Origin of the sequence: Brevibacterium salitolerans, from assembly GCF_039531405.1 — a bacterium.
Lineage (GTDB): Bacteria > Actinomycetota > Actinomycetes > Actinomycetales > Brevibacteriaceae > Brevibacterium > Brevibacterium salitolerans.
In genome coordinates this window covers 39,838-60,352 of record NZ_BAAAPZ010000001.1, presented here as the reverse complement: position 1 = coordinate 60,352, position 20,515 = coordinate 39,838, and the positions used below count along the sequence as shown (strand labels likewise).

Annotated in this window: 18 protein-coding genes and 1 pseudogene; 9 read left to right on the top strand and 10 right to left on the bottom strand. The window is 72.4% G+C overall.

Going from position 1 to position 20,515, the window contains the following annotated elements; translation table 11 throughout:
• Positions 1–220: 220 nt before the first annotated feature.
• On the bottom strand, positions 221–1,039 hold the full coding sequence (locus ABD240_RS00270) for an RDD family protein (RefSeq protein ID WP_291795332.1): 819 nt from the start codon (positions 1,037–1,039) through the stop codon (positions 221–223).
• A 65-nt stretch (positions 1,040–1,104) separates the two neighbouring features.
• Here ABD240_RS00270 and ABD240_RS00265 point away from each other — a divergent pair, with 65 nt between their 5' ends.
• The gene (locus tag ABD240_RS00265; protein WP_344334297.1) at positions 1,105–2,100 is read left to right on the top strand and encodes a stage II sporulation protein M; all 996 of its coding nucleotides are present in this window, start codon (positions 1,105–1,107) and stop codon (positions 2,098–2,100) included.
• A 24-nt stretch (positions 2,101–2,124) separates the two neighbouring features.
• Here ABD240_RS00265 and ABD240_RS00260 read toward each other — a convergent pair.
• The 6 genes and pseudogenes from ABD240_RS00260 to ABD240_RS00235 form a co-directional block, all read right to left on the bottom strand.
• Positions 2,125–2,238: pseudogene (locus ABD240_RS00260) on the bottom strand (3-oxoacyl-ACP synthase); the annotation flags it as partial.
• 157 nt (positions 2,239–2,395) lie between these two features.
• Positions 2,396–3,703, bottom strand: a complete 1,308-nt coding sequence (locus ABD240_RS00255; RefSeq protein ID WP_291795328.1) for a DUF58 domain-containing protein — start codon at positions 3,701–3,703, stop codon at positions 2,396–2,398.
• Between the two features lie 10 nt (positions 3,704–3,713).
• Entirely contained in the window at positions 3,714–4,868 is a 1,155-nt protein-coding gene (locus ABD240_RS00250; RefSeq protein WP_344334295.1) for an AAA family ATPase, read from the bottom strand.
• The gene (locus ABD240_RS00245) at positions 4,865–6,127 is read right to left on the bottom strand and encodes a DUF4350 domain-containing protein (RefSeq protein ID WP_291797029.1); all 1,263 of its coding nucleotides are present in this window, start codon (positions 6,125–6,127) and stop codon (positions 4,865–4,867) included. The genes ABD240_RS00250 and ABD240_RS00245 overlap by 4 nt, the downstream gene beginning before the upstream one ends.
• Positions 6,124–6,843, bottom strand: a complete 720-nt coding sequence (locus ABD240_RS00240) for a DUF4129 domain-containing protein (protein WP_291797026.1) — start codon at positions 6,841–6,843, stop codon at positions 6,124–6,126. Before ABD240_RS00240 ends, ABD240_RS00245 begins: the two co-directional genes overlap by 4 nt.
• Positions 6,840–7,916, bottom strand: a complete 1,077-nt coding sequence (locus ABD240_RS00235) for a DUF7544 domain-containing protein (protein WP_291797023.1) — start codon at positions 7,914–7,916, stop codon at positions 6,840–6,842. The genes ABD240_RS00240 and ABD240_RS00235 overlap by 4 nt, the downstream gene beginning before the upstream one ends.
• A gap of 169 nt (positions 7,917–8,085) precedes the next feature.
• On the opposite strand from ABD240_RS00235, the gene mtrA reads away from it, so the two are divergent.
• The 7 genes from mtrA (at position 8,086) to secA (ending at position 18,102) form a co-directional block, all read left to right on the top strand.
• The gene (gene mtrA, locus ABD240_RS00230) at positions 8,086–8,766 is read left to right on the top strand and encodes an MtrAB system response regulator MtrA (protein WP_291797020.1); all 681 of its coding nucleotides are present in this window, start codon (positions 8,086–8,088) and stop codon (positions 8,764–8,766) included.
• A 13-nt stretch (positions 8,767–8,779) separates the two neighbouring features.
• On the top strand, positions 8,780–10,618 hold the full coding sequence (mtrB, locus tag ABD240_RS00225; RefSeq protein WP_344334291.1) for an MtrAB system histidine kinase MtrB: 1,839 nt from the start codon (positions 8,780–8,782) through the stop codon (positions 10,616–10,618).
• Positions 10,608–12,344: an LpqB family beta-propeller domain-containing protein gene (locus tag ABD240_RS00220; protein ID WP_291797014.1), complete on the top strand. Its 1,737-nt coding sequence runs from the start codon at positions 10,608–10,610 to the stop codon at positions 12,342–12,344. Before mtrB ends, ABD240_RS00220 begins: the two co-directional genes overlap by 11 nt.
• Positions 12,345–12,459: 115 nt before the next feature.
• A complete protein-coding gene (locus ABD240_RS00215) occupies positions 12,460–13,257 on the top strand; it encodes a ComF family protein (protein WP_291797011.1) in 798 nt (265 codons plus the stop codon).
• A gap of 153 nt (positions 13,258–13,410) precedes the next feature.
• The gene (gene hpf, locus ABD240_RS00210; RefSeq protein ID WP_291797008.1) at positions 13,411–14,073 is read left to right on the top strand and encodes a ribosome hibernation-promoting factor, HPF/YfiA family; all 663 of its coding nucleotides are present in this window, start codon (positions 13,411–13,413) and stop codon (positions 14,071–14,073) included.
• Between the two features lie 48 nt (positions 14,074–14,121).
• Complete coding sequence (locus ABD240_RS00205) at positions 14,122–15,372, top strand: winged helix-turn-helix domain-containing protein (RefSeq protein WP_291797004.1); 1,251 nt, start codon at positions 14,122–14,124, stop codon at positions 15,370–15,372.
• Positions 15,373–15,381: 9 nt separating this feature from the next.
• The gene (secA, locus tag ABD240_RS00200; protein ID WP_344334286.1) at positions 15,382–18,102 is read left to right on the top strand and encodes a preprotein translocase subunit SecA; all 2,721 of its coding nucleotides are present in this window, start codon (positions 15,382–15,384) and stop codon (positions 18,100–18,102) included.
• 39 nt (positions 18,103–18,141) lie between these two features.
• Here the strand turns inward: secA and ABD240_RS00195 are convergent, their stop codons facing one another.
• Together ABD240_RS00195 and ABD240_RS00190 are read right to left on the bottom strand one after the other, a co-directional pair.
• On the bottom strand, positions 18,142–18,666 hold the full coding sequence (locus ABD240_RS00195; RefSeq protein WP_344334285.1) for an Rv3235 family protein: 525 nt from the start codon (positions 18,664–18,666) through the stop codon (positions 18,142–18,144).
• A complete protein-coding gene (locus tag ABD240_RS00190; RefSeq protein WP_344334283.1) occupies positions 18,663–19,388 on the bottom strand; it encodes a LysM peptidoglycan-binding domain-containing protein in 726 nt (241 codons plus the stop codon). The genes ABD240_RS00195 and ABD240_RS00190 overlap by 4 nt, the downstream gene beginning before the upstream one ends.
• 156 nt (positions 19,389–19,544) lie before the next feature.
• Between ABD240_RS00190 and ABD240_RS00185 the strand changes: the two genes are divergently transcribed.
• Positions 19,545–20,198: a hypothetical protein gene (locus ABD240_RS00185; RefSeq protein ID WP_344334281.1), complete on the top strand. Its 654-nt coding sequence runs from the start codon at positions 19,545–19,547 to the stop codon at positions 20,196–20,198.
• 74 nt (positions 20,199–20,272) lie between these two features.
• On the opposite strand, the gene ABD240_RS00180 is transcribed toward ABD240_RS00185, so the two are convergent.
• Complete coding sequence (locus ABD240_RS00180; protein ID WP_344334280.1) at positions 20,273–20,491, bottom strand: helix-turn-helix domain-containing protein; 219 nt, start codon at positions 20,489–20,491, stop codon at positions 20,273–20,275.
• Between the last annotated feature and the right edge of the window lie 24 nt (positions 20,492–20,515).

Sequence of the window (20,515 nt, the reverse complement as noted above, 5' to 3'; positions counted from 1 at the left end):
GGGCGCACGGCGAGCAGCTGACAGACGGAGAGGGCTGGACCTGCAGGTCCGGCCCTCTCCGCTGTGACTCCCACCCGCTGACGTTCCATTGTCGACTGATCAGTTTCCCAGGCCGTCACTGGCGGAATGGCTGGGGAAAGTGATCACACAGCGGCGCGGTGTGAGCGTCTCCGCCGAGGCGGGGGCTCAGGTGAGGCGGAGGCTCAGCCGCTGCGGGCGTTCAGGTGAGGTGGAGCCCGTGCGGCAGGGTCCCCATGCGGTCGCGGAAGCGTGCAGCGGCCGCCTCGGTCCGCTGCTGCCGCTGGCCGTACTCCCAGCGCGAGCGGGCGATGACGGCGGAGAGGAACATCTCCGGCGAGGTGCCCGGCGGGGGAGGGGGCGCGACGAAGGCGTTGAGCTCCTCGGCGAGTTCGATCGCGCGCTCCTGCCGCGATTCCGGCGTCCGCTGGGAGGCGGAGGTGAGGAACTGGACGATCCGGTAGTGGAGGCCGGCCGGGACCGGGGAGACGTCCGCCTGCGGGATCCAGCCGTAGAGGTGGGGGCTGAGGACGATCTGCTCCGGTCTCGGCGCCCGCGCGCGCTCGCTCACCGCCAGAGTGCCGGCGAGCATGTCCCCCAGTCGCCGGCTGCTGGGGGAGAGGAGGCCGACGAGGGCGGCGACCCCGCCGCCGGTGGCGAGCACCTCGAACTGCCACAGGAGCGCGCGGATGAGGGCATGGCGGAAGCTGATGGCGCCGCCGTCGGCGCGGACCACGCGCAGGCCGAGCGCGAGCTTGCCCAGGGAGCGTCCGCGGCTGAAGGTCTCGACGGCGCAGGGGATCGCCACGGTGGTGAACACCGTCAGCAGGATGAGTGCGGCGTTCATGAGGAGGTCGAAGCGGACCTGCAGGGCGGACAGGAGCCACGCGGCGGAGACGAACAGCGCCACGTAGACGATGAGGTAGGCGACGTAGTCGATGAGTGCGGACAGCGCCCGGGCCGCATAGTGGGCGGGCTGCACGCGGAGTGCCACCGCCTCTCCCGTCACCAGCACGCTCATGGACCCATCGTGCCATATGGGAGGCCGCGGACGGCCGGCCCCGGTCCCATATAGGCTTGTGTCCCATGGACCCCGCACTGCTGGCTCAGATGCACGGCGGCGACTGGCAGCGCCTCTCGGACCTCGCCAGGCGCCGGACGCTCACGAGCTCGGAGGCCGCGGACTTCATGCGGCTCTACCGGACGGCGTCGAAGGACCTCTCGCGGATCGTCACCGTCGCCCCGGACTCGGAGGCCGCGGCCCGCCTGTCCGTCATCGTCCATCGCGCACGGACCCATTTCACGGGGATTCCGCGCGGGCCGCTGTCCGCGTTCGTCCGCTTCGCGGTGCGCTCCCTGCCGGCCGCGCTGTGGCAGCTGCGCTGGATGCTGCTGGCGGTCACGGTCCTGTTCCTGGCCTCGGCGGTGCTCTCCGCCCTGTGGGCCCTGCACACGCCGGGGGTCCTCGACTCCCTCATGCCGCCGGAGGCGCAGCGGCGTCTGGCGGAGCACGACTTCGTGGACTACTACAAGGAGAACCCCAACTCGGTCTTCGCCGTGGGAGTGTGGACGAACAACGCCTGGATCGCCGTGCAGTGGGTCGCCCTGGGCATCACCGGCTTCTACGTCCCGCTCGGCCTCGTCTCCAACGGGGCGAACGTGGGCATCTCCGCCGCGGTCATGTACGACCAGGGCTATGCCGCGGACTTCTGGTCCTACCTGCTGCCGCACGGGATCCCGGAGATCACCTGCATCCTCATCGCCGCAGCCGCCGGCATGCGGATCTTCTTCGCCTGGGTGCTCCCGCGCGCCATGACCCGTGGGGCGGCGCTGGCCAAGGAGGCGCGCTCACTCATCACCGTGGCTGCGGGGCTCGTCCTCTTCCTCTTCCTGTCCGGCCTGGTCGAGGGCTTCATCACCCCCAATCCGCTGCCGGTGTGGCTGAAGATCTCCGTGGGCGTGCTGCTCACGCTCGCGATCTTCGCCTACGCCGCTCTGCTGGGCAGGCCCGTGGTCCGCGCCGGAGGCGACGGCGACCTCGAGGACGAACGCGCCGGCTACACGGTGCTCGCCGCGTACTGAGGGCGGGACGGCGACATCGCTCGTCTTCTCCGCGCCGATCACGAGAGTGCGACGGGCGCGCCCTGTCCGGATTGCAGCGTCCGCGACTCCGAGTGCCGTCGGCGGGCAGACCGCCGACGATCCCGACGCCCGCGGCAGTGGTGCCTTTCCTGCGCAGGTCCCCTTCGACCTGATCGCCGCGTGCCGCGGCGGCCGACGTCACCGGGAGTCCGCCCGTTCGGCTCCGATGCTCCGCAGGACTTCTGCCGAGCAGCTGTGGAGCTCGCGCCATGAGCCTGTGCAGCCCGGTGCAGACTCACATCCGGCCGGAGGCCTTGAGTGCGATGTAGAGGTCGGCGAGCGCCGGCGGCAGGTTCTCCGGCGATTCGTGCACGGAGTGCACGCCCAGCCCGGAGAGCGCGTGGATGAGCGACCGCGACTCGAGGAGCTCGCGCTCCGCCGCCGCGGCCCGGTAGGCCTGGGTCGTCGAGTAGCGGCCCTCCCGCATCTCCTCGAGCACCGGATCCGCCACGGAGGCGATCGCTACGGTGTGCCTGCGGGTGAGCAGCGGCAGGACCGGCAGCAGGTCCTCCGTGAGCGTGGGCGTGTCCAGCGCCGTCACGAGGACCACGAGCGAGCGGTGGGAGGTGAGCCGGAGCACCGAGGCGGCGATGTCCTCCCAATCGGGCTCCAGCAGCTCCGGGAACACCGGGGTGAGGGTGTGCATGAGGGTGTCCATCGGTGCCTGGCGGCCCAGCGGCCCGGCGTGCGCGCGCACCCGTGCATCCGCCGCGAGCACGTCCACGCGGTCCCCGGAGCCGGCGGCGAGTCCGGCCAGCAGCAGGCCGGACTCGATCGCGGCGTCGAACGCGGTGCCGTCGCCCACGCGCCGGGCGGACAGCCGCGAGGAGTCCAGCACGATGATGACCCGGCGGTCCCGCTCCGGCCGGTAGGTGCGCACCATGATCTCCTGGGCGCGGGCCGTGGCCCGCCAGTCGATGGCGCGGACGTCGTCGCCGCGCACGTATTCGCGCAGGGAGTCGAACTCCGTGCCCGCGCCCTTGAGCATCACCGCCGTGCGTCCCTCGAGCTCGCGCATGCGGCGCAGCTTCGACTGCAGGTGCCGGCGCGAATGGAACGGCGGCAGCACCGTGATCGAGGCGGGGACCTCGATGCTCCGCTGGCGGGCGACGAGGCCCACCAGGGTCCGTGAGCGCAGTGTGACCCGGTCCGCTCGCAGCAGGCCGCGGCGGGTGGGGGTGAGGGCGGTGCGGTGCTCGTGGGACTCGTCCCTGCGCAGCTGCGCGGAGAAGCGCGTGGACTCCGGCCCGGATGCGGCGGCCCCGGCGGACGGAGCCCAGGCGTCGCGGACCGTCAGCCGCAGGGTCCGCTTCCCCTCGTTCCTCACGGTGAGCACGGCGTGCGTCTCACCGCCCAGCCTGATCCGCGGTCCGGGGGTCCGCTGCAGGCCCACCCGCAGCGGGCTGGGGGAGAGCAGCCAGTCGAGCAGGCCCGCGATGAGCAGGACGCCGATCATCACCGCGATCGTCGTCCAGTGCGGACGCAGCGCGACGGGGACGCCGGCGAGGACGGTGAGTGCGAGGAAGCGCCAGGTCAGTGCCATGGGTGGGGTCTCAGCGGGGGACTGCGACGGTGTCGAGGATGGAGGCCAGGACGCGGTCCACGTCCGCACCCTCCATCTGTGCCTCCGGCCGCAGCGTGATGCGGTGGCGGAACGTCATGGGCACCAGGGACTTCACGTCGTCCGGTGTGACGAAGCCGCGCCCGGCGAGCCAGGCCTGCGCCTGGGCGGCCGCCAGCAGGCGGGTGGCACCGCGCGGGGAGACGCCCAGGGAGAGCGAGGGCGCCCTGCGGGTGGCCTGGACGATGTCGACGATGTAGGCGAGCACCTCCGGTGCCACGTGGATCTGCCGTACGCGCGCACCTGCCGCGAGCAGCTGCTCCGGACCCGCCACGCGCTCGATCCCCACGTCCCGGAGCCTGCGGGAGTCGAACCCGGCTGCGTGGCGGGCGAGGATCCGGAACTCCGTGTCGCGATCCGGCAGGTCCAGGACCAGCTTGAACAGGAAGCGGTCGAGCTGCGCCTCCGGCAGCGGATAGGTCCCCTCGTGCTCGACGGGGTTCTGGGTGGCGGCGACGAGGAAGGGGCTGGGCAGACGGCGGGTGATGCCGTCCGTGCTCACCTGCCGCTCCTCCATCGCCTCGAGCAGGGCCGACTGGGTCTTGGGCGGCGTGCGGTTGATCTCGTCCGCGACCATGAGGTGCGTGAAGACGGGACCTTCGCGGAAGGTGAAGTCGCCGGTCTTCGCGTCGTAGACGAGCGACCCGGTGACGTCGCCGGGCATGAGGTCGGGGGTGAACTGGAGGCGCTGCGAGGTGAGGTCGAGCGCCTGGGCGACGGACCGGACCAGCAGCGTCTTCGCCACTCCGGGCACACCCTCGAGCAGCACGTGGCCCTGCACCAGCAGGCCGATGAGGATGCCCCGGACGGCCGCCTCCTGGCCCACCACGGCCTTGGCCGTCTCCTCCCCGACCCGGAGCAGGACCGTGCGCAGCCGGGCGTCCTCCTCCGTGAGGCGGAAGGCGTTCTCCGGGGGAGCCGAGTGCGTCTGGCGCTGAGCGGACTGCACGGGGCCGGGGTGGGGCCCACTCTGCTCTCCGGGTGCTGCCGGCTGCTCCGTCCGGCCGTGCCGGCCGGCCTCGGGCGGAGGCGCGAAGCGGGAGTTCTGCGGTGCCGGGTGCGGCTGCTGCGGGGGAGGATTCGTCATAGGAGGTCGACCTCTCTCTCGATCGAAGTGATGTCGGCGGACAGACGGACGAACGTCGCATCGTCCCCGGCGGGCTGGGTGAGCAGGACTGCCTCGGTCCACGCCGGATCCAGGCCGGCGGCGGCCGCCGCCCGGGCACAGACCTCGGTGGCCGGAGTCTCCGGCCCCAGCGCGAGCCGCCTGCCCAGGCGCACGAGCGCGGCGGCCCGCAGATCCCTGAGCGCGGTCTCCCGGTCCTGTGCGCGCTGGAGCAGCGCGCTGCGGCCCAGCACCGTCTCCGCGGCGGGCACCACCACGGGCAGCGGCTCCACGGCAAGCGGGCCCAGACGCCGCCCGTACACCAGCATCGCCACGAGGGCGACCGGCAGCAGCCAGAGGACCGCCCCCACCGCCCAGTCCGGGAAGAGCCCCATGAGGGGGATCGGGAGCTGCTCGTCGTCGGCACGGGGCTGGTCGCCGCTGTCCGGGTAGTAGTACGTGAGCTCCCCGTCCCCGGCGACGGCACCGGCCACGAGGGACATGTGGCCCTCGTCCGCGAGCGTCTCGTTGCTCAGCCACTCCTCTGCGCCCAGCACCGTGAGCGTCGACGCGCCGCGGTCCTCGACGGCGTAGAGGCCGTGGGGGACGGAGGCCTCGTCGATCGCGCCGGTGCCCGTGCCGGGATAGCAGAACTCCACGTCCTCCGGTTCCGGAGAGGTCGAGTAGTAGTCCGCACCCGCCGCCCGGGAGGACACCGCCCCGGCGGTCTGCGCCTCGGGCACCTCGCACTCCGGAGCACGCCGGGTGTCCGGGGAGACCTCGCCCAGGTAGTCGGTCTCGAGGGCGTCCGTCCAGTCGGAGACCGTCAGGTCAGGGGCGATGAGCACCACGTCCGTCCCGGCCTCGTCCGCTGCCGCCATGAGTTCGCCGGGAATCTCCGGGTCCAGCACGTCACCGGCCGCATAGACGAGGAGCGTCCCGCCGCCCGCGGCCGCCTCACGGGCCTCGGCCAGCGACTCCGTGGTCGTGACCTCACGGCCCTGGGTGCGCAGCACCTCCGTGAAGGCGCGCCCGCCGTCCGGCTGCGTGGAGTCGTAGTGGAGGGGCCGCACGGCCTCCCTGCCCTGCATGAGCACCATGACGATGGCGGCGAGCAGGACGACCACGGCGGCGACCACCCACAGGGCGGCGGAGCGGAGGACGCCTCCGGCACGGGCGCGGAGGCCCGCGGAGCTGCCGCGCACGGTCCCCCGGACGGCGACGTCGATGCCGGCGCTCACGCCCTCACCTCCCGCGCGCGGTCCTGCACGGCGGCGTCGAGCGCACGGGCGCGGTCGTAGGCCTCGGGTCCGGTGGCGGTGCCGGAGAAGGTGACGGTGTCGAAGAGGCCGCCCAGCTCCGCGAACGCGGAGGCGGCGGGAGGCACCGCGCTGCCCGCCGCCTCGGCGAGCTCGTGGGCGGTCGAGGAGCGGTCGATCGCGATCCTGCCCGCACGGGACTGCTCCGCGAACACGGCCCGGACGAGGTCCTGGACCGCGCGGCGCCAGTCGCGCGCGGCCGCCGCCTCCGCGGAGGTCCTGCGCAGGACCTCGGGGTCCATCTCCGCATCGAAGACCGGGGCGGACTCCGGCTTCCGGTCCAGGGGGACGCCCGCCGCGCGTCGGGTGAACCAGACGATGCCCACCACGAGGGCCGCGACGGCGAGGATGACGACGACGATGAGCGCGGGGTGCTCGATCCGGGTCACGCCGTCGAGCAGATCGGCGAAGAACTCGGAGATCGCCCTGCCGATCCGTTCGAGCAGGGTCGTCTCGGCCTCGTGGTAGCGGGTCTTGGAGAGCTCCTCCTCCGCCCAGCGCCGGCCCTCCTCCCGGCTGGGCTGGGACAGGAGGTCCGCCTGGGTGAGCAGATCAAGCCGGCCGGCCGGTCCCTGCGGGGCGAATGATCCCTGCGGGATGAACGATCCCTGCGCGGTGAGCAGCGCTGCGGCGCTCATGCGGCCTCCTCCGCCCGGCGCAGCAGGACGAGGTCATAGCCCTCCAGCCGCATCCTCCGGTCGAAGTAGACGCAGGAGACCGTGCCGCAGAGGTAGGCGAAGAGCAGTGCGCCCGAGGCCATCGCGAAGGCCGCCATCGCCACTCCGAGGCCGCCGAACAGCACGGCGGCGAGGGTGAGCGTCAGCCCGCCGCCCACGCCCAGGAAGATCGACAGGGCGAGCAGGGCCACGAGCAGGATCGTGAGGACGGGCGACATGATGAGGCTCACGACCTGGGAGGAGAGGAAGTAGGCGAGCACCAGCTGTCCCAGCGTCTTCCAGAAGCTGCCGCGGGTGAGTGCCCAGGAGCGGCGCAGCGCCTCCCGCACTCCGGTCCGCTCCACGGCGAGCACGGAGCCCGCCAGGGCGAAGCGGGCGAACGCGGCGGCGGTGACCGGCAGCCAGGCGAGGAACCCGAGCGTGCCCAGGACCATCCCGGCCGCCGGCGAGACGAGGAGGAGCAGGAGGCCGGGCAGCATGAGGACGAGCAGCGCGCCCACGTGCGCGCCCATGCACAGGAGCGTGAGGCCGATCAGTCGCAGGCGCACGCCGGCGAGCCGCCGCCAGACCTCGCGCAGGCTCATGCGTGCGGTGCCGAACGCGGAGTCGCCGGCGACCGCGGAGAAGCCGCTGAGCAGCTGGCCCACGGAGAGGGAGGCGAGCGAGCCCGCCGTGGCGCCCGTCTGCAGGAGGATGTTGAGGCCCAGCCCCGCATCCGGGGAGGAGAAGAGGGTGCGCATGAGGAAGCCCGCGCTGCCCACGGCCACGGCGGTGATCGCGAGCGCCACGAGGAGCGCGGTGAGCGTCTGGACGATGAGGGCGATGCCGAAGGTGGAGCCGGGGGCGAAGCGGAGGAGGCGGAAGCCGCCGTCGAGCGTCTCGAAGAAGGTGAGCGGGCGCTTGGGCATGGTCCCCGGCTGCGGGGGCGGCCGCCAGGCCCCCGTCCGCCGGCCCGCTCCCGGCGTGCGGGCGCGCAGAGTGCCGGTCCGCCAGTCGACCTGGGCGTTCCAATCTGCGTGCTGCGAGGACGTCACGCCTCCCATCCTGCCAGGTCGGCCCCGGTCGGCACACCTGACGGTGCGGCGCGGACCGCCCGGCGGCGCGGCGGCGGGCGCTGCGGCCCGGTCGCCCTCGGCCGGCACACCCGGCACGGTGCGGCGGGTCGTGCGTGCGCTCGTGCCGGGGTTTGGGACAATGGCCGGTATGAATGCACGGATTCTCGTCGTCGACGACGACACAGCACTCGCGGAGATGATCGGCATCGTCCTCAAGAGCGAAGGGTTCGACCCGGAGTTCTGCGCCACGGGGGACGGTGCGCTCGAGGCCTTCCGCACGACTCGCCCGGACCTGGTCCTGCTCGACCTCATGCTCCCGGGCAAGGACGGGCTGGAGGTCTGCCGGGAGATCCGTGCGGAGTCCGGCACGCCCATCATCATGCTCACCGCCAAGTCGGACACGGTGGACGTGGTGTCCGGGCTGGAGGCCGGGGCGGACGACTACGTGCCCAAGCCGTTCAAGCCCAAGGAGCTCATCGCGCGGGTGCGCGCGCGCCTGCGGCTCTTCGAGCCCACCACTCCGGAGATGCTCCAGGTCGCGGACGTCTCGATCGACGTCGCGGGCCACCAGGTGACGCGCGGCGGCGCACCCATCTCGCTCACGCCGCTGGAGTTCGACCTGCTCGTGGCGCTCGCCCGGAAGCCGTGGCAGGTGTTCTCCCGCGAGACGCTGCTCGAGGAGGTGTGGGGCTACCGGCACGCTGCGGACACCCGCCTGGTCAACGTCCACGTCCAGCGTCTGCGCTCCAAGATCGAGAAGGATCCCGAGAACCCCGAGATCGTCGTGACGGTGCGCGGCGTGGGCTACAAGGCCGGACAGAGCGCGTGAGGCCCCGTCCCGCATGAGCCGCACTCCTGCGCTCGCCTTCGCCTTCCGCAGCGTGTGGCAGGGGCTCGCTCGCGGGGCGCGGGGGTTCGTCTCCCTCTTCTTGCGTTCGCTTCAGGTCCGCGTCGTCCTCCTCACCATGGTGCTCACGGCCGTCGCGCTGTTCGGCGTGGGCTCGTACATGACCCAGGTCATCGCCCGCGGGCTCTTCCAGTCCAAGCTGGACTCGCTGTCGTCGCAGACCAACGGCTACACCGGGCAGCTCGAGTCGCTCGCCGCGGACGCGGATCTGGACGAGGCGCTCGGCGTACAGCTGCGCAGCATGTACTCGCGCTCGCCCACACCGCTGCGCGCCATCATCCTGGTGCCCCGTGATCCCGCCGGCGCAGGCGAGCCCATTGTGGTGACGGACAAGCGCGCGGACACCCCGGAGGTCGCCGAGCTGCCGGAGGAGTTCCTCCGCACCGTCGCCGATTCCCCGACCGGTCAGCAGGCGTACCGCTCGCTGAGCTTCACCGGTGACGGCTCCGCCCCCGGCGTCGTCGTGGCACAGCCCGTGGTGGTGCCCGGTGCGGGACAGTTCGAGCTCTACCTCGTCGCGGACCTCGAGGAGGAGCAGTCGATCCTCGACTTCGTCACGCGTGCCGTGGGCGTGGCGGGCGTGGTCCTCGTCGTCCTCGTGGGCGCGGTGGGCCTGCTGGTCTCGCGGCTCGTCGTCACCCCCATCCGCACCGGCTCGGAAGTGGCCCGGCAGATCGCCGACGGCGATCTCGACCGCCGCATGCCGGTCGCCGGGCGCGACGAGATCTCGCACCTGGCGGAGAGCTTCAACGACATGGCGGACACCCTGCAGGACCAGATCACCCGCATGGAACGCCTGTCCGTCCTCCAGCGGCAGTTCGTCTCCGACGTCTCGCACGAACTGCGCACACCGCTCACCACGATCCACATCGCCTCGGACATGCTCTACGAGTCCCGCGACGACTTCGACGAGACCACCCGGCGCAGCGCGGAGCTGCTGCGCTCACAGGTGGATCGCTTCGAGGCGCTGCTCGGGGACCTGCTGGAGATCTCCCGGTACGACGCGGGCGCGGCGGAGCTCGTGCCGCACCCGCACGATCTGGGCGAGATCGTCGCCGGCGTCGTGGAGACCGTGAGCGTCGTCGCGGACCAGGCCGGCACCCGCATCCGGGTGCACGCCCCGGCCACGCCGGTGATGGCGGAGGCGGACCGCGTCCGCGTCACCCGCATCCTCCGCAACCTCGTGGTGAATGCGGTGGAGCACGGAGAGAGCCGTCCCATCGACGTGTACCTCGCCTCCAACGCCGAGGCCGCCGCCGTCTCCGTCCGCGACCACGGGGTGGGCATGAGCCGGGAGGCCGTGGAGCACGTCTTCGACCGCTTCTGGCGGGCCGACCCCTCCCGCAAGCGCACCCTGGGAGGCTCCGGACTGGGACTGGCGATCGCGCTCGAGGACGCACATCTGCACGGCGGCTGGCTGCAGGCCTGGGGAGAGCCGGGGGAGGGCTCCTGCTTCCGCCTCACGATCCCGCGCCGCCACGGGCAGGCCATCTCCTCCTCGCCCCTGCCGCTGCCGCCGGCGGACGCCAAGCGCGGGCAGGCTCTGGTGGCGGGTCCCACCAGCTCGGACGGCTCCGTCCGCATCCAGACCGGGAGCATCCCCATCGTCGTGGAGAGCGGACCGGAGAGCGCGGACGCCTCCGCGGACGGTGCGCCCCGGGAGCGCACGGGGCACACTGGAGGGGACGCGGAGGGCAGTGCGCCGCCCGGCGGTGCGGACGCCGTGCGGCCCGGCGCGGTGCGAGGGGACGGAGGTGCCGACGATGCGGACTGAGCCACCGGTGCGCGGGCGGTCGCGCGGCCGCCTGCGGGCGCTGGCCTCGGGCGTGGCCGTCGCATGCCTGCTGCTCTCCGGCTGTGCCTCGATCCCCGTCGACGGGGAGACCGGGACCATCGAGGTCGAGGAGCCGGTCGACGGGCTCGGCTCGGAGTTCGAGCCGGACGGTCCCGCCGAGGGCGCGGAGGCCCACGACATCGTCCGCGGCTTCCTCGCCGCCGGCGCGGGCTACGCGGACGACTTCGCGGTGGCCCGCTCGTTCCTCACGGAGGACTTCGCGAAGGAGTGGGATCCGCAGGCGGGCGTGACGGTGATGCCCGCGGACACGAGCTTCGACTCCCTCATCCCCAACGTCACCTCGGACAGCCGGGACGTCCGGCTGCGCCTGCCCGTGGACGCCATGCTCAACTCCCAGCACGTCTACCGGGAGCAGCGGCCGGACACCGAGGCGGAGTGGGAGTTCTCCCTCCGGCAGGTCAACGGGGAGTGGCGCATCTCCGACGCACCCCAGGGGCTCGTGCTCACCCACGCCTCGTTCGCAGCGGTCTTCGACTCGTATCCCCTCTACTTCTACACGGACGGCTACGACCATCTGGTCCCGGACACCCGCTGGTTCATCCGGTCCACCTCCACGGCGACGGAGGTCGTCTCCGCCCTGCTGGCAGGCCCCGCGGACCACCTCCGCGGCGCCGTGACCTCGGCCGTCCCGGACGGCACGCATCTGGACCCCCGCTCCGTGACCGTGGAGGGAGGGATCGCGCAGGTGGCCCTCGACGCCTCCGTCCAGGGCCTCGACGGGGAGGACGAGGGTCGCCTCGTCAACCAGATCGCGGCGACCCTGCGCGGACTCTCCTCGACCAACTCCGTCTCCGTCACCTCCCCGGCGGGGGAGCTGTCCGCGCAGGGCACGGAGATGCCGCCGGTGGGCGTGCAGACGGACCAGCGGCCGGTCGTCGTCTCCGGCGGTGTACTGGCCCGGCTCACGGATGCGCGGGTGGAGCCGGTGGCGGGCCTGCCGGAGCCGGCGCCGGGGGTGAACGAGCCGGCGGTGTCCTTCGACGAGAAGACCTACGCCTACCTCGCCCGCGGGGACACGGAGCTGCACCGGATCGTGCCGGAGTCCGGGGACGAGGGCGTGGTGCTCAGCGACGCGCAGGGGCTCGTGGCCCCCAGCTTCGACCGCTTCGGCAACATCTGGACGAGCACGCGCAGCAACGACGGCGGAGTGAGCGTCCTGCGGCCCTCCGGGGATCTCGTCGAGGTCCCGGCACAGTGGCTGGCGGGACGGGACGTCGTCACGCTGGCCGTCTCCCGCGACGGCACGCAGCTGGCGGTCGTCTCCGCGGAGGACGACGGGGGCCGGCGGATCGACGTGATCGGCATCCTCCGCAACGACGACGGCGTGCCCACGGGCCTCACCGGGGAGACGCCGCTGCGGGTGGGCGCCGGCTTCACGGACGTCGTCGACTTCTCCTGGGCGGGTGCCGCCCAGCTGGCGGTGCTGGGCTCGCTCGACGGCGAGCCCGCCCAGCCGTACTCCGTCGGGGTGAGCGGGCCCAGCCGGGAGCTGGGCGAGGTCGAAGGGGGCGTCTCCATCACCGCCAGCTCCGATTCGCCCTCCATCAGGATCACGACCGAGGCCGGGGAGCTGTACTCGTACGGCTCCGACAGCTGGCAGAAGCTCGTGGACATCGTCGCCTTCGACCCGGCCTACCCGGGCTGAGTCCGCGAGGCACGGGTGTGGCATGGGAGCGTACGGGGAGCGGTCGTCGTCGGAACGGGCCGGGCGTGCCGATGGATCCGGTGGGCGGCTGACAGAGCGGGAGCGGTCACCGGCGATGGGGGCCGGGCGTGCTGATGGATCCGGTGGGCTGCGGGCGTTCGGCTCCGAGGCGCTCGACCTGCTCCTGCCGCGCAGCTGCGCCGGATGCGGAGCGGAGACCGTCAGCATGTGCGGCGCCTGTCTGAGCCACCTCAGCCCGGAGCCGCGCACCGTTCTCCCGCGCTACGGGCTGCTGCCCGTGACGGGGGCGCGTGCGTACACGGGCCCGCTGCGCCACGCGATGGTGGCGCTCAAGGAGCGCCGCCGCCGTGATCTGCTCCCCGTCCTCGAACTCCTCCTGGCGGCGGCCCTGGGGGCCGCGGTCGAGGCCTCCGGCCACCGCGGCGGGACGGTGGCGGCGGTGCCGGTGCCCAGCTCGCCCGCGGCGGTGCGTGCGCGTGGCACGGACCTGGTCGCCGCCCTCACCCGGCGCGCGGTCGCGGTCCTCGCGGAGGACGGGCTGGACATCACGGTCGCCGCGCCCCTGCGCACGCGCGGTCACCGTGACCAGGTGGGATCCGGCGCGAAGCAGCGCAGGCGCAACGTGGCGGGGACGCACACGGTGGGCACGGACGCGGCGGCGCGCTCGGCACTGCAGTGCGTGCGGCGGGCACGGACGGTGGTGCTGGTGGACGACGTCCTCACGACGGGTGCCACCCTCGCGGAGGCGGCGCGCGCCCTGACCGCGGCGGGCGTCCCGGCACACCGGTGCGCCGTGCTCGCGCTCACCGGGGACGGCTCCGGGGATCTGCCCGCACCCTCGTCTCCCGAGGGCGGAACCGGCACAGACATCTCTGACACTACACGCTTCTGAACTGCACAGATGCACCCACGTCGCATGTCGGGACGCTGTGCGACACCGGGTGCGGGAGGCTTACGCACGGGGCGGAAAATGGTGTTCAATGGGGTGTACCCATCAGACGGTGGGTACGGAGCGATCCGTCAAGCGAGTCGCCAAGGAGACATCATGGATGTCGTAGTCAAGGGCCGCAATCAGGCCGTTTCCGACAGCTTCCGCGCGCACGTGGAGGACAAGGTCTCGAAGGTCGAGCAGCTCTCCCCCCGGGCTCAGGCCGTCGAGGTCCAGGTCAAGCACGAGAACTCACGCAACCCGGAGATCGAGGAGCGCGTGGAGATCACCGTCTTCGCCAAGGGCCCGGTGCTGCGGGCCGAGGCCGCCGCTGACGACAAGTACGCTGCGCTGGATCTCGCCTGGGCCAAGCTCCTCGAGCGGCTGCGCAGGGCCAAGGACCGGAGTAAGGTCGCCCGGTCCGGCCACCGCCGCAAGAGCTCGACCGCAGAGGCGCTCGCGCACATGGAGGTCGTCGACCCGCTGGTCCCGTCCGACGGCGGCGTGGGCGGTGCCGCCTCGGACGAGGACGACGCGAACGCGGCCAAGACGAACGGCAGGATCCAGGCGGAGGGCGACTCCCCGGTGGTGCTGCGTGAGAAGAAGTTCCCGGCCCAGCCGATCGGCATCGAGGAGGCGCTCAACCGGATGGAGATGGTGGGCCACGACTTCTACCTCTTCATCGACGAGGAGACGGAGCACCCGTCCGTGGTCTACCGGCGCAAGGGCTGGAGCTACGGCGTCATCGCCCTCGACGGCGCGGCTGCGGCCGAGGGCTGAGTGAGCAGGTCCGGGCCCGTCCGGATGAGACCGGAGGCGGCGAGGCGTATGGCGCTCGCCGCCTCCGGTCTGGCGCGTGCGAGGCCCCAGCGGCCCGACGCCGGGCATCTGCGTCGCACCTTCTCCCGGCTGGGCGTCGTCCAGGTCGACTCCGTGCAGGCGGTCACGCGCTCGCACTACCTCCCCTTCTTCTCCCGGCTGGGCCCGTACCCGCGGGAGACCCTCGACCGTCTCCTGTGGGAGGAGCCGCGGATGGGCGTGGAGTACTGGGCCCACGAGGCTGCGTACACCGCGCCGGAGACGGTGGGGCTCTTCCACCGGCGGCGCGCGGAGTGGTACGTGCACGACTACGGGCAGCGCGATCCCCGCACCGGCGCGGCCTTCGCCGCGCTCATGGAGCAGATCTGTGCGGAGCTGGCGGCCGGTCCCGGCTCCGCCCGGGAGCTCTCCGCGCGCGTGCCGCACAGCCTGCCGGAGCGTGCCCGGGACCACTGGGGCTGGAACCCCTCCCGGGTGAAGTCCGCGCTCGAGGCCCTGCTGCGCTCCGGTCGTGCGGCCTGCGCCGGACGGAACGCGCAGTTCGAGCGCATCTACGCCCTCCCGCAGCACGTCCACCCCGCGCTGCCGCAGCCGCCGGCGTGCTGGGGCCCGGAGGAGGACCCGGAGCTGGGGCTGAGACCGGACGCGGGGAGGATCCCGCGGGGCGTGAGCGGCGAGGCCGACGACGCGCTCGCGCTCGTCCGCCTCGCCGCACCCGCGCTGGGCCTCGGCACCGTGGACTGCTTCGCGGACTACTTCCGGCTGCCGAGGGCCGCGACGGCGGAGGCCGTGCGCACGCTGGCGGGGACCGGCGAGCTCGTCGAGGTCGACGTCGACGGCACCCGCGCCTGGCGCTGGCACTCCGCGGTGGCTCCGCGCACTGCGGAGGGCAGCGCCCTGCTCGCCCCGTTCGATCCCCTCGTCTTCAACCGGCGCAGGCTGAGCTGGCTGTTCGGCTTCGACTACCGGATCGAGATCTACACGCCGGCGGAGCGGCGGCGCTACGGCTACTACGTCATGCCGTTCCTCCACGACGGCCGGATCCGGGCGCGCGTGGACGTGCGTGCCCGCCGCGGCGAGGGGGTGCTCGTCGCGGGTGTGCACATGGAGCCGGGCGAGGACTGCTGGGCGGCCGTGGAGGAGGAACTCGGCGAACTCGCAGGGTGGCTGGGGCTGGGCGAGGTCGTCATCGGGCGGAACAGGCCGATATGCTTGGACGCTGGACCACAGGCGAGGACCGTGCGCCGAGAGCGCGGGTGAAGGAGAATCGTGGCGAATCTGCTCGAGAAGCTGTTGAGGACCGGAGAGGGCCGCACTCTCAAGCGGCTGCGGAACTACACGACGGCGATCAACAACCTCGCAGAGGAGTTCGAGGCCCTCTCCGACACCGAGCTCCGGGAGGAGACGGACCGCTTCCGGACGCGCCACGAGGACGGCGAGACGCTCGAGCAGCTCCTGCCGGAGGCATTCGCCGCCGTCCGCGAGGCCTCCTCCCGCACCCTGGGGCTGCGCCACTTCGACGTCCAGCTCATGGGCGGTGCCGCACTCCACCTCGGCAACATCGCGGAGATGCGCACCGGTGAGGGCAAGACCCTCGTGGCCACCGCACCGGCCTATCTCAACGCGCTCTCCGGCAAGGGCGTCCACATCGTCACGGTCAACGACTACCTCGCCGGGTACCAGTCCGAGCTCATGGGCCGCGTCTTCCGCTTCCTGGGCATGGAGACCGGGTGCATCAAGGCGCAGATGAGCAGCGAGCTGCGGCGGAAGCAGTACGCCGCGGACATCACCTACGGGACCAACAACGAGTTCGGCTTCGACTACCTCCGTGACAACATGGCCTGGTCCGTCGACGAGATGGTGCAGCGGGGCCACAACTTCGCGATCGTCGACGAGGTCGACTCGATCCTCATCGACGAGGCGCGCACGCCGCTCATCATCTCCGGTCCGGCCGAGGGCGGCGTGGACCGCTGGTACGCCGAGTTCGCCCGCGTGGTCACCCGTCTGCGCCCGGACCGCGACTACGAGGTCGACGAGAAGAAGCGAACGGTGGGCATCCTCGAGGCCGGCATCGACAAGGTAGAGGACTACCTGGGGATCGGCAACCTCTACGACACGGACAACACCCCCCTCATCAGCTTCCTCAACAACGCGATCCGCGCCAAGGAGCTGTTCAAGCGGGACAAGGACTACGTGGTGCTGGGCGGCGAGGTGCTCATCGTCGACGAGCACACCGGCCGCGTGCTCCGCGGCCGCCGCTACAACGAGGGCCTCCACCAGTCGATCGAGGCGAAGGAGGGGGTGGAGATCAAGGCGGAGAACCAGACGCTCGCCACGATCACCCTCCAGAACTACTTCCGCCTCTACGACACCCTCTCCGGCATGACCGGCACGGCGGAGACCGAGGCCGCGGAGTTCATGTCGACGTACAAGCTCGGCGTCGTGCCGATCCCCACCAACAAGCCGCCGCAGCGCCTCGACCAGTCCGATGTGGTCTACAAGCACGAGCAGGCGAAGTTCGCGGCGATCGTCGACGACATCGCCGACCGCCACGAGGCCGGCCAGCCCGTCCTCATCGGCACCACGAACGTGGAGAAGAGCGAGCTGCTGTCGAAGATGCTCGCCAAGCGCGGGGTGCGCCACGAGGTCCTCAACGCGAAGAACCATGCGCGCGAGGCCTCGATCATCGCCCTCGCCGGCCGCAAGGGCTCGGTCACCGTCGCGACCAACATGGCCGGCCGCGGCACGGACATCATGCTGGGCGGGAACGCGGAGTTCCTCGCCGTGGCCAGGATGGAGGAGCTGGGGCTGGACTCCCGGGAGGACCCGGAGGCGTACGAGGCGAAGTGGCCGGAGGTGCTCGCGGAGGTCGAGAGGACCGTGGACGCGGAGGCCGAGGAGGTCCGCGAGCTGGGCGGCCTCTACGTGCTCGGCACGGAGCGGCACGAGTCCCGGCGCATCGACAACCAGCTCAAGGGCCGTTCCGGCCGCCAGGGCGACCCCGGCGAGAGCCGCTTCTACCTGTCGCTCACCGACGACCTCATGCGGCTGTTCGGCTCCGGCGCGGCAGAGCGCATCATGTCCGTGGCGAACGTCCCGGACGACGTCCCGCTCGAGGCCAAGATGGTCTCCCGCGCCATCCAGTCCGCACAGAGCCAGGTGGAGTCGCGCAACGCCGAACAGCGCAAGAACGTCCTCAAGTACGACGACGTGCTCAACCGCCAGCGCACCGTCATCTACGCCGAGCGCAGGCGCGTCCTGGAGGGCGCGGACCTCGAGGAGCAGATCTCCGGCTTCCGCCGCGACGTGGTGGGCGCCTATGTGGAGGGCGCCACCAAGGGTCCGCCGGAGACCTGGGACCTCGACGCCCTGTTCGAGGCGCTGAGCCGTCTCTACACGCCGTCGTTCACGGCGGAGGAGCTCGCCGAGGACGCGGGCGGGAAGGGCGGCCTCACGAGGGCCGGGGTGCTCGCGGAGATCCTGGAGGACATGGAGCTGTTCTACGGCCGCCGCGAGGAGGAGCTGGGCGAGGAGGCGACCCGCGAGATGGAGCGCCGGGTGACGCTCTCCGTCATCGACCGGAAGTGGCGCGAGCACCTCTACGAGATGGACTACCTCAAGAACGGGATCGGTCTGCGCGCGATGGCCCAGCGCGATCCGCTCGTGGAGTACCAGCGTGAGGGATTCGAGATGTTCACCGCGATGCAGGAGGGCATCCGCGAGGACGTCGTCCGTCTCACGAACACCCTCGAGGTCAAGGTTCGCAGGCAGGGCGAGGCCGCGGACGGCTCCGGTGCGAAGCTGGCCGCCGCGGCGGCGGACGCCTCCGGGGGCGGCGTGACGGTGGAGGCCGAGGAGCTGGTCCCGCGCACACCGCGCCTGCAGCTGAGCGCTCCCAGCGACGGCGGAGGCGTGCAGGTGCGCAGCGAGGACGAGGCTCCCGCGGCGGAGCCGAAGAACCGCGCGCAGCGCAGGAAGCGCAGGAGCTGAGCTCCCTCTCCGCCGCGCACGCCGCCGGCAGCGGCCGGCTCAGACGCTCACGAACTCCGTGAGCCTCCACCGCGCCCGTGTCCGCTCGAACCTCATGGCGAGCGCACGGGCGCGTCTGCGTGTGCGGACGACGACGCTGGCCTCGACGACGGTGCCCGAGACCGGGCTGAGCCGGTGGCCGCCGGCTGCGGCCACCGTGTCCGGACGGACGCCGGTGTGACGGCTGAGGGAGGCGCGCACGGCGGCGTGCGTGCGGATGCGCTCGCAGAGCTCCGGCGTGACCCAGCGTTCGACGGAGTGCACGGGTCGGCGTCCCACCAGGACCTCCACGAGGGCGGTGCCGAGGGCGGGGACCATCTGGTCGAGCAGGGCGAAGTCCTCCTGGGAGAGCGTGTGCGGTCGCCGCTGCGGCGTGTCCGCGGCCGGTGCGGCCCCGGACGGCGGGCCGGACCCGGAGGAGGCGGACACCGTGCCGCGCGCAGCCGGGGGCGCGGCGGGTGCGCCGCGGGTGCCGGCGGACGCCGGGAGCGGGCGGATGAGGGTGAGGGCGGGTGCGGCGGTCATGGCAGCTCCAGTCGTTGGCCGGGCAGGATGAGCGAGGGATCGGGGCCGATCATCGTGCGGTTGGCGGCGTGGAGGGCCTCGACTCCCTCCGCGACCTGCTCGGGCGGGGCCTGCGGATCCGCGTCGCGGACGATGGACCACAGGCTCTCTCCCGGGGCCACCCGGTGCGGGCGCGGAGCCTCTCCGCCGGAGACGGCACCGTCGGCGGGAGCGCTCTCCGTGCCGGCCGGCGTGTGCTCGCTCCGCGGGCTCCTCCTGTCCCCACCGAGGTCCGCCTCGGCTGTGGGGGAGGCCGCGGGCCGCACCGGCTCCGTGATCGGCCAGGCGAGCGGTGACGGCGTGCGCGCAGTCTCCGAGGAGGCGGGCGGGGCTGCAGGCGCCGGCGGACCCGCGGCGTGCGCCGTACCCGCCAGGGATGCGAGGCCGATGCCGCCTGCCGCTGCGGCGCAGAGCGCGCCTCGCAGGGCTCGCGGTGCCAGCCGGATCGCCGCGGCGTGCAGGGTCCGTGTGCGCAGCCCTGCGGCGGAGAGCACGGCGGCAGCGGCGGCGAGGTGGACGGCGACTGCGGCACGTGCGCTCAGGAGGAGAGCGGCAGCCGCCGCGCACCGGAGGAGCAGCGCACCGGGATCCGTCGTCCCGGTGACATCCTCTGCGGTCACCGCGAGCAGAACGACGGAGGCCGTGTGCAAGCATGCGCAGAGGGACAGGAAGAGCATTCTCATGAGCCACTCCTCGATAGGTTGCACTCAATAGTTGCAAAAGACATCAAATGACGTCAATAGGTTCCATATAAGAACAAGACTGCCATTCTTCCCAGGATCGATGCGCGAGCGGCTGCTCCCGAGCCGCTCCGGTGTGATCTGAGGCATACTGCACTCATGCGATTCTCAGAGTCCTCGAACGACGGCCGGTGTGAGATCCCGGCCGATGAGGCAGGTCTCGATGCAGGTCCGCTCCTGCCTCCGGAGCTCGGGGCGCAGGAGGAGGCGCGCTTCTCCCGCCTCTTCGAGGACCTCGAGGCCGTGGAGGCGGGGCGGGAGCTCCACGCGCGGGCCGGGGAGTACGGCGACCTGGTGGTGGGCGAGGTGGCGGACCACGGTCTCGCGCAGCGCCTCGCGGGAGCGGTGAGTGCCCCGGTCCGCCTCACGGCGGCGGGTGCGGCGGTGAGCGGTGTGCTCGAGCGGGCAGGGGAGGCCTGGGTCCGGATCGGGCATCCGGGGGAGGGGTGGGCGACGCTGGTCGCGCTGGAGCACGTGGAGGAGCTGCGGCTGGGTGTGCGGCGGCATGCGCAGCCGGCGGAGACCCTCTCCTTCGCCTCCCAGCTGCGGGGACTGAGCGAGGCGCGGGCCGGCGTGGCGCTGGGCCTGACGTCCGGGGCTGCGGTGCGCGGCCGCCTGGGCCCGGTGGGGCGCGACTACGCCGAGTTCCACGGGGAGGCCGAGACCAGCGGCGCGCGGCCGGTGCCGGTGCTCCTGCCGCTGCGGCGGATCGCATGGGTGCGCGCGGCGGCGCGGACGGCGGAGGGGCCGTGAGCGGGGCGCCCTCTACGGGCGGGGGAGGTGCGCGCCCGTGTGAGCGGCGGGGGAGTGAGCGGCGGTGCGCGCTCTCACTCCGCGGTGCCGGCGGCGACCTCGTCGCGCACGGACTTGTACATCCGCTGGATGTAGTCCTCGAGCTCCGTCTTCTCCACCCGCCACTGTCCGCGTCCGCCCACCTTGATCGCCCGCAGCTCTCCGGAGCGCACCAGTGCACGTGCCTGTGCGACGGAGACGTTGAGGACCTCGGCGACGTCGGTCAGCGGCAGGAAGCGTGTCTCCACGGCCATGATCAGTCCTTTCCGGCTCGTGCC